The 14,030-nt window shown below is 65.2% G+C and carries 12 protein-coding genes; 7 read left to right on the forward strand and 5 right to left on the reverse strand.

All coding sequences use genetic code 11. The features are described from left to right. Window positions 1–331: 331 nt before the first annotated feature. Together AB3X96_RS21075 and AB3X96_RS21080 are read left to right on the forward strand one after the other, a co-directional pair. Complete coding sequence (locus tag AB3X96_RS21075) at window positions 332–610, forward strand: DUF1488 family protein (RefSeq protein ID WP_018434317.1); 279 nt, start codon at window positions 332–334, stop codon at window positions 608–610. 20 nt (window positions 611–630) lie between these two features. Then, window positions 631–1,422 (forward strand): phosphate/phosphite/phosphonate ABC transporter substrate-binding protein, encoded by a 792-nt coding sequence (locus AB3X96_RS21080; RefSeq protein ID WP_368591216.1) that lies wholly within the window; start codon window positions 631–633, stop codon window positions 1,420–1,422. 32 nt (window positions 1,423–1,454) lie between these two features. Here AB3X96_RS21080 and AB3X96_RS21085 read toward each other — a convergent pair whose 3' ends face one another. From AB3X96_RS21085 to AB3X96_RS21100, 4 genes are read right to left on the reverse strand one after another with little or no spacing between them, the layout of a single operon-like run. Then, window positions 1,455–3,539: a biotin carboxylase N-terminal domain-containing protein gene (locus AB3X96_RS21085; protein WP_368591217.1), complete on the reverse strand. Its 2,085-nt coding sequence runs from the start codon at window positions 3,537–3,539 to the stop codon at window positions 1,455–1,457. A 52-nt stretch (window positions 3,540–3,591) separates the two neighbouring features. Next, window positions 3,592–4,380, reverse strand: a complete 789-nt coding sequence (locus AB3X96_RS21090) for an enoyl-CoA hydratase/isomerase family protein (RefSeq protein WP_368591218.1) — start codon at window positions 4,378–4,380, stop codon at window positions 3,592–3,594. A gap of 49 nt (window positions 4,381–4,429) precedes the next feature. Next, a complete protein-coding gene (locus AB3X96_RS21095) occupies window positions 4,430–6,037 on the reverse strand; it encodes a carboxyl transferase domain-containing protein (protein WP_368591219.1) in 1,608 nt (535 codons plus the stop codon). Window positions 6,038–6,071: 34 nt separating this feature from the next. Continuing rightward, entirely contained in the window at window positions 6,072–7,253 is a 1,182-nt protein-coding gene (locus AB3X96_RS21100) for an isovaleryl-CoA dehydrogenase (protein WP_176365915.1), read from the reverse strand. A gap of 248 nt (window positions 7,254–7,501) precedes the next feature. On the opposite strand from AB3X96_RS21100, the gene AB3X96_RS21105 reads away from it, so the two are divergent. The 3 genes from AB3X96_RS21105 (at window position 7,502) to AB3X96_RS21115 (ending at window position 10,560) form a co-directional block, all read left to right on the forward strand. Then, entirely contained in the window at window positions 7,502–8,239 is a 738-nt protein-coding gene (locus AB3X96_RS21105) for a TetR/AcrR family transcriptional regulator (RefSeq protein WP_176379418.1), read from the forward strand. A gap of 39 nt (window positions 8,240–8,278) precedes the next feature. Beyond that, window positions 8,279–9,202, forward strand: coding sequence for a DUF72 domain-containing protein (locus tag AB3X96_RS21110; RefSeq protein ID WP_368591220.1), 924 nt, complete (start codon window positions 8,279–8,281; stop codon window positions 9,200–9,202). Window positions 9,203–9,441: 239 nt separating this feature from the next. Further along, window positions 9,442–10,560 (forward strand): 3-deoxy-7-phosphoheptulonate synthase, encoded by a 1,119-nt coding sequence (locus AB3X96_RS21115; RefSeq protein WP_368591221.1) that lies wholly within the window; start codon window positions 9,442–9,444, stop codon window positions 10,558–10,560. A 246-nt stretch (window positions 10,561–10,806) separates the two neighbouring features. On the opposite strand, the gene AB3X96_RS21120 is transcribed toward AB3X96_RS21115, so the two are convergent. After that, the gene (locus AB3X96_RS21120) at window positions 10,807–11,085 is read right to left on the reverse strand and encodes an HU family DNA-binding protein (protein WP_167039836.1); all 279 of its coding nucleotides are present in this window, start codon (window positions 11,083–11,085) and stop codon (window positions 10,807–10,809) included. Window positions 11,086–11,435: 350 nt separating this feature from the next. Between AB3X96_RS21120 and AB3X96_RS21125 the strand changes: the two genes are divergently transcribed. After that, complete coding sequence (locus AB3X96_RS21125; RefSeq protein WP_368591222.1) at window positions 11,436–11,831, forward strand: hypothetical protein; 396 nt, start codon at window positions 11,436–11,438, stop codon at window positions 11,829–11,831. 215 nt (window positions 11,832–12,046) lie between these two features. Then, window positions 12,047–14,020, forward strand: coding sequence for a putative bifunctional diguanylate cyclase/phosphodiesterase (locus AB3X96_RS21130; protein ID WP_368591223.1), 1,974 nt, complete (start codon window positions 12,047–12,049; stop codon window positions 14,018–14,020). The last annotated feature ends 10 nt before the right edge of the window (window positions 14,021–14,030 follow it).

Consider the following 14,030-nt stretch of genomic DNA (forward strand, 5'->3'; position numbering starts at 1 on the left):
TTCGCGCGCCGATTTCAACGTTGGATTGGAGCGCCCGATTTAAGCGTCTTCTGAGCAGTGCCCGCCGTGATTCCGACTCGCGGCGGCCCACCATGAGGCAGGACCGATGGCGAGCGAATCGCCGCGGTCTTCCCTCCGGCCACGGTTCGCGCCGCGGCCCTGGCTCGGGCTTGAACGAGTCCGCCGCCAGTTTCTGGCTTACTTTCCGCCAGTTTCCGGACCGTCGCGTCTGCCGCGGCGCCGGGCATTTGGCCGTCAATGCCGGTTCTCCCACATACCTGGCAGGCGCGGTTTGTCATCCTGTCGATTCAGGCGTTGGAAGGAGTTCGCCATGTCGGTCTATGTCGATGAGGGGTTTCGGCCCTGTGTGACGGAATGCGCGACGGTCGCGTTCCGGGTGTGCTGCGACGATCGCGCGCAGGTTTTTGAAGTCAGCGCCGACGCGCTGGTCGAGTTCTGCGGCGCCGAGAGCCGTCGCAAGGAGGACCTGCTGGTCGCGTTCGAGGACGCGCAGGACGAGATCCTCTCGGTGGCCGCGCAGCGCTGGCAGTACACGCCGAGCGAGCCGGTGCGGCTCGGTCTGGACGATTTCAAATTGGTCAGACATTAGGCGTGCGAGAAACGCCCTTCATGAGCTGGATCGCTGCCCTGCCGATGTACAACGTGACGCCCGCGCTCGACCTCGAATGGCGCGAGTGGCTCGACGACGTGCTGCACCGGGTCAAGCCCGCGTGCCGCATCGTCGAACCGGACGAGGAATTGCACGGCTTCTGGCGGCGCCCGAACCTGCTGATCTCGCAGACCTGCGGTTATCCGCTGATGCACGGGCTTCACGCGCAGGTGCAATTGGTCGCGACACCCTGCTTCGATGCGCCGGGCTGCGACGGCGCGCATTACTCGAGCGTACTAGTCACGCGCGCCGACGCGCGCTTCGACTCACTCGCCTCGTGCCGCGGCGCACGTGCCGCCTACAACCAGGACGATTCGAACAGCGGCATGAACGCGTTTCGCCACGCGGTCGCGCCGCTCGCTCGCGCCGGCATGTTCTTCGGCTCCGTGCTGCGTACGGGCTCGCATCTTGGCTCGCTGCGCGCGGTCGCGGACGATCGCGCGGACGTCGCCGCGATCGACTGCGTGACCTTCGCCTTCGTTGGCGATGTGCTGCCCGAACTGGCGCGGCGCGTGCGCGCGATCGGCATGACCGCCGCGTCGCCGGGCTTGCCGCTGATCGCCGCGGCCAATGTGCCGCCGGCCACGATCGCCGCGCTGCGCGACGCATTGAACGAGACGCTGAGCATCCGCCCCGAGCGAGCGAAACGCCTGCGTTTGAGAGGTTTTTCGGCGCTGCCGCTGACCGACTACGCGCGCATCGGCGAGCTCGAAAGCGAGGCGCGTGCCGCGGGCTACGCGCGGCTCGCCTGATTCACGCCGTCCTCATCTTCAAGTCGGCGCGCTCATCCACCAGCCTGCTGCACGTCTAGCACCAGCAGCTGCGCGCCGTCGGTGACCTGATCACCGACCGCATACAGCACCTCGGCGACGGTGCCGGCCGCCGGCGCGCCGATCGTATGCTCCATCTTCATCGCTTCCATCACGATCAGCGGCGCGCCCTTCTCGACCACCGCGCCCGGTTCGACCAGCACCGCGATCACCTTGCCCGGCATCGGCGCGGTCAGACGGCCTTCGCCGTGCTCGGCATCCGCAGCATGCGCGAGCAGGTTCTGCCATTCGAATGCGAGCGTCTCGCCGTGGCAGAACACGTGGAACCTGTCGCCGTCGACAAATACGCGCCCCGTCACGCGCGCATCGCCGATCGTCGCGCGGAATTCGTGGGCGCCCGCGCCGACCGACCAGCTGAAGTCCTCGCGCACGCCGTCGTGTTCGAGGGTTTGCACGAGCGCTTGCGTGTCCCCGTTGCGCGCGAAAACGACCGTGAACGACTCGGGGCTGTCGTCGTTGGCGCGGTCGTCGATCACGCGCCAGCCGAGCGTTTGCGTGTAACCACTATTGAGCCGCCAGTGCGACAGCGCGTCCCACGGCGATGCGCCGTGCGCGGTGCCGCCCTCGCGCGTCAGCAGCGCGGCGCACGCGAGCGCGAGCGCTTCCTTGAACGGCTTCTGCATCGGCGCGAACAGCGCGTCGTGATGACGCTCGATCAAACCGGTGTCGAGGTCACCGCTCGCGAACGGCTCGCTCGCGACGATGCGCCGCAGAAACTCGACGTTCGTATGCGGCCCGACCACCTCGCACGCATGCAGCGCGCGTGCGAGCCGCGCCAACGCCTCCTCGCGCGTCGCACCGTGAACGATCAGCTTCGCGATCATCGGATCGTAGAACGGCGTGATCGTGTCGCCCTCGCGCACGCCGCTGTCGATGCGCACCGGCGCCTTGCGTCCCGGCTCGCCGAGTCCGGCCGCGCCTAAGCCGGCCGCGTCGATCGCGAACTCGACGCCTTCGGGCATGCGCAGATGCTTGAGCACGCCGGTGGACGGCAGGAAACCGCGGGCCGGATGCTCGGCGTAGATGCGCGCCTCGATCGCGTGGCCGTCGAGCTTCAACTGCTGCTGCGTGAGCGGCAGTGCCTCGCCCGCGGCAACGCGCAGTTGCCATTCGACGAGGTCCTGCCCCGTCACCATCTCGGTGACCGGATGCTCGACCTGCAATCGCGTGTTCATCTCCATGAAATAGAACTCGCCGGTCGGCGTCATGATGAACTCGACCGTACCCGCGCCGACGTAATTGACCGCGCGCGCGGCGGCCACGGCCGCTTCGCCCATCGCGCGTTTGACCTCGGCCGACAGCCCCGGCGCGGGCGCTTCCTCGAGCACTTTCTGATGCCGCCGCTGCACCGAGCAGTCGCGATCGAACAGATAGACCGCGCCGCCGTGGCTGTCGGCGAACACCTGAACTTCGACGTGGCGCGGCCTGGTCAGATACTTCTCGATCAGCACGCGGTCGTTGCCGAAGCTGCTCGCCGCCTCGCGCTTGCACGACAGCAGCGCGGCGGCAAAATCGGCGCTGCGCTCGACCACGCGCATGCCCTTGCCGCCGCCGCCCGCGCTCGCTTTCAGCAACACCGGATAGCCGATCGCGTCGGCCTCGCCCTGCAACAACTGCGGCTGCTGGTCATCGCCGTGATAGCCGGGCACGAGCGGCACCGCGGCCGCGTGCATCAGCGCCTTCGCGGCGGCCTTCGAGCCCATCGCGGCAATTGCTTCGACCGGCGGTCCGATAAAGACGATGCCGGCTTCCTCGCACGCATGCGCGAAGTCTTCGTTTTCGGAAAGAAAGCCGTAGCCCGGGTGTATGGCCTGCGCGCCGGTCGCGCGCGCGGCTTCGATGATGCGTTCGATGCGCAGATAGCTTTGCGCCGCCGTCGAGCCGCCGACATGCACCGCTTCGTCGCAGACGGCGACGTGTTTCGCGTTGGCATCGGCGTCCGAATAGACGGCCACGCTCGCGATGCCGAGCCGCTTGCAGCTCGCCGCGACGCGGCATGCAATCTCACCCCGGTTGGCGATCAGGATCTTGTTGAACATGAGTGTCTCGATGAAATAGGCCGTACGGGGCGGTTGTTGTTGGCGGGGCCTGTCAGTTGCGCCAGCCCGGCGTGCGCTTTTCGAGGAATGACGCGACGCCCTCGCGGCCTTCGGTGCCGGCTCGCGTCTTCGCAATCCGCACTGCCGTGTCTTCGATCAGCGCGTCGCTCAATTCGCGGCCTGCGATGTCCTGCACGAGCCGCTTGCAGGCGCGCACCGCTTGCGGGCCGTTCGCGCACAGCGTCTGCGCGAGCTGCGCGACCGTTGCGTCGAGCTGCTCGGCACTGGAGACCGCTTCGCTGACGAGACCCAGCCGCAACGCGGTCGCGCAGTCGAACGCTTCGGCGGTGACGAAGTAGCGCCGCGACGCCTGCTCGCCGAGCGCGCGAATCACATACGGCGCGATCGTCGCGGGAATCAGCCCGAGCCGCGCTTCGGACAGGCAGAAGTGCGCGCTGTCCACCGCGACGACGACGTCGCATGCGGCTATCAGGCCCATGCCGCCCGCGTACGCGTCGCCATTCACGCGCGCGATCACCGGCTTGTTGCAGCGATATACCGCCGACAGCATGCCCGCGAGACGCATCGCATCGGCGCGGTTCTCGTCGTCCGAGTAGCCGGACATTTTCTTCATCCAGTTCAGGTCGGCGCCCGCGCAGAACGCCTTGCCGTTCGCGGCGAGCACGACCGCGCGCACGTCGTCGCGGGTGTCGAGCGCGGTGAATGCGGCGGTCAGCTCGGCGATCATCGTTTCGTTGAACGCGTTGCGCACGTCCGGACGATTGAGCGTGACCGTCGCGATCTGGCCGGCAACCTCGACCTTCAGCGTTTCGTATTGCATGCGTAGCACTCCTTTGGCTGGCTTTCCCGCAGCGCGGCGCCGCGCGCCATCACATTCTGAACACGCCGAAGCGCGTGTCTTCGATCGGCGCATTCATCGCCGCCGACAGGCCGAGGCCGAGCACGTCGCGGGTCTGCGCCGGGTCGATCACGCCGTCGTCCCACAGCCGCGCGCTCGCATAGTACGGATGGCCCTGATGCTCGTATTGCTCGCGGATCGGCTGCTTGAACGCCTCTTCTTCCTCCGCGCTCCAGCTGCCGCCCTTCGCTTCGATGCCGTCGCGCTTGACCGTGGCGAGCACCGACGCCGCCTGCTCGCCGCCCATCACCGAAATGCGGGCGTTCGGCCACATCCACAGAAAGCGCGGCGAATACGCGCGGCCGCACATCCCATAGTTGCCCGCGCCGAACGAGCCGCCGATGATCACCGTGAACTTCGGCACCTTAGCGGTCGCGACGGCCGTCACCATCTTCGCGCCGTTTCGCGCGATGCCTTCGTTTTCGTACTTGCGGCCAACCATGAAGCCGGTGATGTTCTGCAGGAACACGAGCGGAATCTTGCGCTGGCAGCACAGCTCGATGAAGTGCGTGCCCTTTAACGCCGACTCCGAAAACAGAATGCCGTTGTTCGCGACGATGCCGACCGGATGCCCCCAGATATGCGCGAAGCCCGTCACGAGCGTCGTGCCGTAGCGCGCCTTGAATTCGTCGAACGCGGAATCGTCGACGATGCGCGCGATCACCTCACGGATATCGAACGGCTTGCGCGTGTCGACCGGAATCACGCCGTAGATGCTGTGCGTGTCGTAGCGCGGCGGCTTCGGCTCCTGCAACGCGAGCGGCGTCGGCTTCACACGATTCAGATTGCCGACGATGCTGCGCGCGATCCCGAGCGCATGCGCATCGTTCTGCGCGAGGTGATCGACGACCCCCGACAGACGTGTATGCACGTCGCCGCCGCCGAGATCTTCGGCGCTGACCACTTCGCCGGTCGCGGCTTTGACGAGCGGCGGTCCGCCGAGAAAAATCGTCCCCTGGTTCTTCACGATGATCGACTCGTCGCTCATCGCCGGCACATACGCGCCGCCCGCGGTGCACGAGCCCATCACGACCGCGATCTGCGGAATGCCCGCCGCCGACAGATTCGCCTGGTTGTAGAAGATGCGGCCGAAGTGATCGCGATCGGGGAACACGTCGTCCTGATTCGGCAGATTCGCGCCGCCCGAGTCGACGAGGTACACGCACGGCAAGCGGTTCTCGCTGGCGATTTCCTGCGCGCGCACGTGCTTCTTGACCGTGACCGGATAGTAGGTGCCGCCCTTCACGGTCGCGTCGTTGCAGACGATCACGCACTCCTGCCCCGCGATGCGGCCGATGCCGGTGATCACGCCCGCGCCCGGCGCGTCGTCGTTGTACATGCCGTACGCGGCCAGTTGCGACAGTTCGAGAAACGGCGTGCCCGGATCGAGCAGGTATGCGATCCGGTCGCGCGGCAGCAGTTTGCCGCGGCCCGTGTGCTTGTCGCGCGCGGCCTGGCCGCCGCCCTGCGCGAGCTGCTCGATCTTCGCGCGCAGATCGGCGACCAGCGCTTCGAGCGCCGCCGCGTTCGCGCGGAAGTCGTCCGAGCGTGGGTTCAGTTTTGATTCGATGATCGGCATGACGTGACTTCTCCAGAGGGCCGTTCGTTTTGCATCACAGCGTTTCGGCGAACAGCTCCCGGCCGATCAGCATGCGGCGGATCTCGCTGGTGCCCGCGCCGATTTCATAGAGTTTCGCATCGCGCCACAGGCGCCCGACCGGATACTCGTTGATATAACCATTGCCGCCGAGAATCTGGATCGCTTCGCCGGCCATCCACGTGGCTTTCTCCGCCGTGTACAGGATCACGCCCGCGCAGTCCTTGCGGACCTGGCGCACGTGGTCGTTACCGAGCGTGTCCAGTTGGCGGCCCACCGCGTATAGATACGCACGGCATGCCTGCAAGGTCGTGTACAGGTCGGCGACCTTGCCCTGGATCAGCTGGAACTCGCCGATCGACTGGCCGAACTGCTTGCGGTCGTGGATATACGGCACCACCGCGTCCATTACCGCGACCATGATGCCGGTCGGGCCGCCCGCGAGCACCGCGCGTTCGTAGTCGAGACCGCTCATCAGCACTTTGACGCCGCCATTCAGTTGGCCGAGGATGTTTTCCTCCGGCACTTCGACGTCCTGGAACACCAGCTCGCCGGTGTGCGAGCCGCGCATGCCGAGCTTGTCGAGCTTCTGCGCGACCGAGAAACCCTTCATGCCCTTCTCGACGATGAACGCGGTAATGCCGCGCGAATTCGCTTCGGGATCGGTCTTCGCATAGACGACCAGCGTGTCGCAGTCGGGACCGTTGGTGATCCACATCTTGGTGCCGTTCAGCACGTAGCGATCACCCTTCTTCTCGGCGCGCAGCTTCATGCTGACCACGTCCGAGCCTGCGTTCGGCTCGCTCATCGCGAGCGCGCCCACGTGCTCGCCCGATACGAGCTTCGGCAGATACTTGCGCTTCTGCGCTTCGGTGCCGTTGCGATGAATCTGGTTCACGCACAGATTCGAATGCGCGCCGTACGACAGGCCGACCGAGGCCGACGCCCGCGAGATTTCCTCCATCGCGACCATGTGCGCGGTGTAGCCCATGTTCGCGCCGCCGTACTCTTCGGAAACAGTCATGCCGAGCACGCCGAGATCGCCGAACTTGCGCCACAGGTCCATCGGAAACTGATCGGTGCGATCGATTTCTCCGGCGCGCGGCGCGATTTCTTTGGCGGCGAACGACGCAATGCTGTCGCGCAGCATTTCGATCTCTTCGCCGAGCGGGAACTGCAAACCGGGCAGATTGGGCATTGCGGTGTCTCCTGAGTTCGTGGGCGGCCGCTGACGGAACGCGAAGCGGCACGCGAGAGCATGTCATCGCGCATTTCACGCCAGATTGACGTAAGCGTCAATAGGTATTTTTGAGTGTTACTCAGAAAATTCGCAAAGCCGCGCCACCCCGCCGATTCAGTGATAGGATCACGTTCATCGGGTCCACGAGCGGCATCAAAACACCGTTTCCAGCCCCAATTCACAGCACGAATCTGAATTTGACTCATATGACGGTTGCCGAGAAGGCCGGATTACCTGTCTCGCGCCGCCAGCCGGCCGGGCGCAAGTCACAGCAGCGCGTGAAGGAGATCCTTCAGGCGGGGCGCGACGTGTTTTCCGAAAAGGGCTACGAGCGCGCGACGACCGCGGAAATCGCGCAGCGCCTCGGCATTTCCGAGGCGACGGTGTTCAGCTACTTTCGCGGCAAGCGCGAGCTGTGCGCCCGGGTCATCGGCGACTGGTACGACGAGATCATCGACGCGATCGAAGCGGGCCTGCCGCGCGACGGCGACGTGCGCCAGCAGTTCGCGTTCATCGTGCGCATGCATCTGCGGCTGATGCTCGTGAACGGCACCGACCTGTGCGCACTCGTGCTGTCCGAGGGTCGCGCGCGGCATCACGAACTCAGCGAAGCGTTGACCGAGTTGCAGCGCCGCTACACCGCGCCGTTGATGCGCGTGCTCGCGCAAGGCCAGCAAAGCGGCGAGATTCGCGCCGACATGCCGCTGCGCCTGCTGCGCTCGATGGTGTTCGGTCCGATGGAACACGTGCTGTGGGATGCGACGCTCGCGAACCGGCAGATCGATATCGAGGCCACCGCCGATCAGCTGATCGACGTGCTGTGGGCCGCGCTGACGCCCCCCGATCTTGCGCTCAGTGCATTGCAGCGTTTTCGCGTGGAAGTGGCGGCGGCGAGCCGGCGCTTTGACGAAGCCAGCGCCGCGCGCCGCGAAAAAAGCGGCTAATCTACGAGCTTTCCCGCCGCAGCCCGAAGGAGAGCCCAAGTGCCCGCAGCGAAAAGCGCGAAGGAAAGCAGCAAGCAAAGCGACAAGTCCGGCGAAGAACGCGGCGACAAGCCGAAAGCCACAAAGAAAGCGCCAACGAAAAAATCAACCGAAGCGCCGGCAAAGTCCGCGTCCGCCGCACGCATTCGCATCGGCATCGGCGGCTGGACTTACGCGCCGTGGCGCGGCCCGTTTTATCCGGAAGACCTCACGCAAAGCCGCGAACTCGAATATGCGAGCCGGCACCTGACCTCGATCGAAATCAACGGCACGTTCTATGGTTTGCAGAAACCGGCCAGCTACGAAAAGTGGTTTCAGGAAACCCCCGACGATTTCGTCTTCTCTCTGAAGGCGCCGCGTTACGCGACCAATCGCAAGGTGTTGGCCGATGCGGGCGACACGATCGAGCGCTTCTTCGCCAGCGGCGTGCTGTTGCTCAAACAGAAGCTCGGACCGATCAACTGGCAGTTCGCGCCGACCAAGAAATACGACGCCGACGATTTCGAGTCCTTTCTGAAGCTGCTGCCCGCGAGCATCGAAGGACAGAAGCTGCGGCATGCGGTGGAGGTTCGTCACGATTCGTTCAGGACCCCGGAGTTCATCGCGCTGGCGCGCAAGTACAAGGTCGCGGTCGTGCTCGCGGCCGACAGCGAGTATCCGCAGATCGCCGACATCACCGCGCCATTCGTGTACGCGCGCATCATGGGCACGAGCGACAAGCACGCCAAAGGTTATTCGACGAAAGAGCTCGACGCATGGGCCGAACGCGTGCGCCAACTCGCCGCGGGCATCACACCGGACGATCTGGAGACATGCGCCGAGCCGCCCGCGACAGCAGCGAAGCGCGACGTCTATCTGTATGTGATCAGCGGCTTCAAGGAGCGCAATCCGGCCGCCGCGATGGCGTTGATCAAGAAGCTCTGAATCCGCCTGCCGCCAGGCCGGCACGAGTGTCATAATCGCGCCAGCGCATCCGTGCGCGGTCGCGGCGGCGTCGCGTCAAGCCGGACGCAACACGTTGCGCCGAACCTCGCCCGAGGCACGCAGCCAGCCAGCCCGCACGGTCCACGTCAAACCCACGCAGCGCCCGCGCGCCCACGTCGCGGCGGCGCTCGCATAGTCAGGCGGCAAGACCGCCTCATCAACCGATTGCGGAGAACATCTTGAGCGCCCTCGACAATCCCCTGCACGATCAGGAAGTCGGCTCGGCCGACGCCACCCAGGACACCACGCGCATCGACGACGTGCGCATCGGCGCGGTCCGTCCGCTGATTTCGCCGGCGCTGCTGCAGGACGAACTGCCGGTGCCGCCCGCGGTGCAGACGCTGGTCGAGAAGACCCGCGTCGAAATCGCCGACATTCTGCACGGCCGCGACGACCGGCTCGTGATGATCGTCGGGCCCTGTTCGATTCACGACCACGACCAGGCGATCGAATACGCGCGCAAGCTGAAGGCCGCCGCCGATCACTACCGCGACGATCTGCTGATCGTGATGCGCGTGTACTTCGAGAAGCCGCGCACGACGGTGGGCTGGAAAGGCTATATCAACGATCCGCGTCTGGACGGCAGCTTCCGCATCAACGAAGGGCTGCGTCGCGCGCGGCAGTTGCTGCTCGATATCAACGGTCTGGGTCTCGCCACCGCGACCGAATTCCTCGATCTGCTGAGCCCTCAATACATCGCCGATCTGATCGCGTGGGGTGCGATCGGCGCGCGTACGACCGAGAGCCAGAGTCATCGTCAGCTCGCGTCGGGACTGAGCTGCCCGATCGGTTTCAAGAACGGCACCGACGGCGGCGTGCAGATCGCCGCCGACGCGATCGTCGCGGCGCGTGCGAGCCACGCGTTCATGGGCATGACGAAAATGGGCATGGCCGCGATCTTCGAAACGCGCGGCAACGACGACGCGCACGTGATCCTGCGCGGCGGCAAGAAAGGACCGAACTACGACAGCCCGTCGGTGCAGGCGACCTGTGAGGCGCTGCGTTCAGCGGGTCTGCGCGAACAGGTGATGATCGACTGCTCGCATGCGAATTCGAACAAGTCGCATCTGCGGCAAATCGAGGTCGCCGACGATATCGCGCGGCAACTGTCGGCGCGCGAAGACCGCATCATCGGTGTGATGCTCGAAAGTCATCTGGAAGAAGGCCGTCAGGATCTGAAGGCCGGTGTGCCGTTGCGCTATGGCGTGTCGATCACGGATGCCTGCGTGAGCTGGGCGCAGACCGAGCCGGTGCTCGCCACCCTCGCCGAGGCAACCCGCAAGCGCCGCGCCGGCTGACAGCGCAACGCACGAACCGCGCGACCGCGGTTCGGCGACGGCTCCACTCGCGACCCGATCGGGACCGATCGAGGACGAGAACGCCAGGCCCCAAGGGACCAGGCGCACGCGCCGCGCCAGTTGCCGGGCAAACCGCCTGGCCGGGTTGGTCAGCGCGTGAACCTCACGCCTATCGCATCATTCACGCGTGCGCCTCACAGGAAGCTGCAAAGCGCACCGCGAATGCTCCGGCGTGAAGCGCGTTGCTTACGACGCGTTGACGGCTTCCTTGAACGCCTTGCCCGCGGTGAACTTCACCGTCTTGGCCGCGGCGATCTGGATTTCTTCGCCCGTCGACGGATTGCGGCCCACGCGTGCTGCGCGCGCGCCGGTCGAGAACGAACCGAAACCGACCAGTTGCACCGTATCGCCGCCCACCACGGCCTTGGTCACTGCCTCGACGATCGCGTCGATGGTCTGGCCGGTTGCCGCTTTGCTTTCGCCCGTCGCTGCGGCGACTGCATCAATCAGTTCCTGTTTGTTCATAGCACTTCCCGTATGGTAATCATGGAACCGGCGCCACTCTGAGGCGCCGGGACCGACACACTAACGCATAGGCGCACCTTCGCGCAAACCCTTGGTGTAAGGCTTGTATCAAGGCCGGAGCGCCGGTTTGACGTTTTTCCGTCGCAAACTGCCATAAGAATCGCGGGCTTATGTGCGCGCGCCATCTCATGAGCGTTTGCCGCGCATCACAATCCGTTGCAATTTCAGTACTTTAGGTCGCGTTATGCGAGCCCGCGCGGCCTTCCCGATGACGATAGCCCTTTTCGTGAAGCGCGGGCGCGCCATTTGCGAAACACATCACAAGAAAACTTTCTGCAAGACATAAAAAAGTGAGAATTCGCCACTTTGCAACATGCGCGCTGCTCTGCGCGTTGTCATCGGTGGTCGCGGCTGCCAGCGACAACCCGTGCGCGACCCTCGTCGGCGCAACCAATTCCAGCGCCGCGCAGGGCTTTTTGCTACGCGACGGCGAACCGGTCGACTTCGTCGGCGGCGGAACAACGGTGCACGGCAAGCTGCTCGTGTTCAGCGACGGCGACGTGTTTCGCGCGTACTGGCAGCCGGACGACAGCCCGGAAAAATACGTGCTCGCGAATGCGGGCGCCGACGCGGTCCGGCTCGTCTCGTCAGCGCCGCGAGGCGCCCCTGCTCCAGCCGGCCAGCCCGGCACTGCCATGCAGCCGCAGCGGGTGCTGTCGTGCCCCAACTTCGAGCATGCGCGATAGCCAGCTTTCGTCGAGAGTTCCGCCATCGGCATCCGGCATAAACGCCTGCTTCCGGCGCCGCCAGGTAGTACTTACCGCACGACGATTCGCAAGCATGCCGTCGGGTTCACGGACCCTTGGCTGCGATGCTCTTTAAGTCCCGGAACGCTCAAGTTAACCATCTTCGCGCCGATATAAACAGCTGCGTTTAGCGCGCAAACGTTAAAAGGACGGTGATGGTTTGGCTCGCAAGACTGAAGCAGGTACTGTCGGTCGCCGACGGTGACCGTGCGCTGATGCGTGCGCGCTTGCACGCGTTCAGCCGCCAGGTACCGCTTCTCTACTTCATCCTGCTCGTCAACACGGCGGCGGTCGCGGCGACGCATCTGGACAGCGCGCCGGCCTGGCTGTCCATATATGTGCCCGGCGCGCTCGGCGCGCTGTGTGTGCTTCGCTGCGTGCGCTGGTGGCGCAAACGCAACCGGCCGATGACGGACGCCCAGGCGGTCCGCGAATTGCGAGGCGTGACGTGGATGGTCGGCCTGTTCGGCGTCGCGTTCAGCGGCTGGTCGCTGCTGCTGTTCCCGTACGGTGGTGCGTATCAGCAGGCGCAGGTCGCGTTCTACATGGCGACGACGCTGGTCGGCAGCATGTTCTGCCTGATCCACCTGCGCAAGGCCGCGCTTCTGCTGCTTTGCATCGTCCTCCTGAGTTTCTCCGGGTTCCTCGTGTCCAGCGGCTCGCCGGTGTTCTTCGCGATGGCCGTCGATATGACGCTGGTCGGCGTCGCGCTCGCGGTGGTCATCCAGCTTTACTGCCGCACGTTTGCGGACGCCGTGCGAGCGCAACGCGAACTACAGGCAAGCCATCAAAGCACCCAACGGCTCAGCGACGACAACTACCGGCTCGCCAACATCGACAGCCTGACCGGCCTGCCGAACCGGCGCAGCTATTTCGCGGCGCTGAGCGCAATACTCGAGCAGGCGCTCGAAACCGGCGGCGGCTTCAACGTCGGGCTCATCGATCTGGACGGCTTCAAGCAGGTCAACGACATATATGGTCACGCGAGCGGCGATCTCGTGCTGCAGGAAGTCGGCACGCGGCTCGTGTCGATCAGCGAGACGGGGCTGATGTTCGCGCGTCTGGGCGGCGACGAATTCGGCGTGCTCGTGCGTCACAAGATGTCGAACGAAGCGCTGGTTCAGTTGGGGCAGCGGATCTGCGACGCGCTCAGTCGGCCTTACCAGGTCGCCGACAATGTCGCGGAGCTGTCGGGCACGATCGGCTGGGCCGCGTTTCCGGACGCGGGCTCGACGGTCGCGCAAGTGTTCGAACGCGCCGACGCCGCCCTCTATGTCGGCAAGGAAAACCGCCGCGGCATGCCGGTGATTTTCTCGACCGAACACGAAACGCAGATGCGGCGGCTAAGCCTCGTCACCCAGGAGTTGCGCCACGCGGATCTCGAAGCGGAGCTGTTCCTCGAGTTCCAGCCGATCTACGATCTGCTCACCCACCGGCCGATCGGCCTCGAAGCGCTCGGGCGATGGCACAACGCGCGGCTCGGCATGGTCAGGCCGGAGGAATTCATTCGGATCGCAGAGCGTACCGAGCTGATTCTCGGCATCACCGATGTGCTGCTGCGCCAGGCGCTCGCCGAAGTCGCACACTGGCCGGCCGATCTGTATCTGTCGTTCAACCTGTCCGCGATCGATATCTCGACGTCGGCACGCGCCCGCCGCCTGATCGACATCGTCGCCGCAAGCGGTGTGTCGCCGCATCGCGTGACGTTCGAAATCACCGAAACCGCGTTGACGCGCGATTTCGAGCAGGCGCACAGTGCGATGACAATGCTGAAGCAGGCCGGCTGCCGGATGTCGCTCGACGATTTCGGCACCGGCTATTCGAGCCTCAGCTACGTGCACCGCTTGCCATTCGACGCGATCAAGATCGATCGCAGCTTCGTCTCCGACGTCGATACCAACAGCGCGTCGAAGAAGATCATCAAATCCGTGATCGACCTGTGCCGCAACCTCGGACTCGAATGCGTGGTGGAAGGACTCGAAACGCCGTTGCAGGCCCAGGTCGTGAAGGCGCTCGGCGCGCGCGCGGTGCAAGGCTATCTGTTCAGCCTGCCGATGCGGGCAAGCGCGGTCGGCACGTTCCTATGGACCGCGCTCGCGCAAAGCCATGCGGCGGAGACGCATTCGTAGCGCTCGATCG

This window comes from Paraburkholderia sp. BR13439 (genome assembly GCF_040948805.1).
GTDB classification, from domain to species: Bacteria; Pseudomonadota; Gammaproteobacteria; order Burkholderiales; family Burkholderiaceae; genus Paraburkholderia; species Paraburkholderia youngii.

What these genes read in the sequence shown, in the direction of transcription:
- AB3X96_RS21100 (WP_176365915.1), bottom strand. Translation starts at nt 7,253, where the DNA reads ATGCCCAATCTGCCCGGTTTGCAGTTCCCGCTCGGCGAAGAGATCGAA.
- AB3X96_RS21080 (WP_368591216.1), top strand. Translation starts at nt 631, where the DNA reads ATGAGCTGGATCGCTGCCCTGCCGATGTACAACGTGACGCCCGCGCTC.
- AB3X96_RS21120 (WP_167039836.1), bottom strand. Translation starts at nt 11,085, where the DNA reads ATGAACAAACAGGAACTGATTGATGCAGTCGCCGCAGCGACGGGCGAA.
- AB3X96_RS21105 (WP_176379418.1), top strand. Translation starts at nt 7,502, where the DNA reads ATGACGGTTGCCGAGAAGGCCGGATTACCTGTCTCGCGCCGCCAGCCG.
- AB3X96_RS21085 (WP_368591217.1), bottom strand. Translation starts at nt 3,539, where the DNA reads ATGTTCAACAAGATCCTGATCGCCAACCGGGGTGAGATTGCATGCCGC.
- AB3X96_RS21130 (WP_368591223.1), top strand. Translation starts at nt 12,047, where the DNA reads ATGGTTTGGCTCGCAAGACTGAAGCAGGTACTGTCGGTCGCCGACGGT.
- AB3X96_RS21075 (WP_018434317.1), top strand. Translation starts at nt 332, where the DNA reads ATGTCGGTCTATGTCGATGAGGGGTTTCGGCCCTGTGTGACGGAATGC.
- AB3X96_RS21090 (WP_368591218.1), bottom strand. Translation starts at nt 4,380, where the DNA reads ATGCAATACGAAACGCTGAAGGTCGAGGTTGCCGGCCAGATCGCGACG.
- AB3X96_RS21095 (WP_368591219.1), bottom strand. Translation starts at nt 6,037, where the DNA reads ATGCCGATCATCGAATCAAAACTGAACCCACGCTCGGACGACTTCCGC.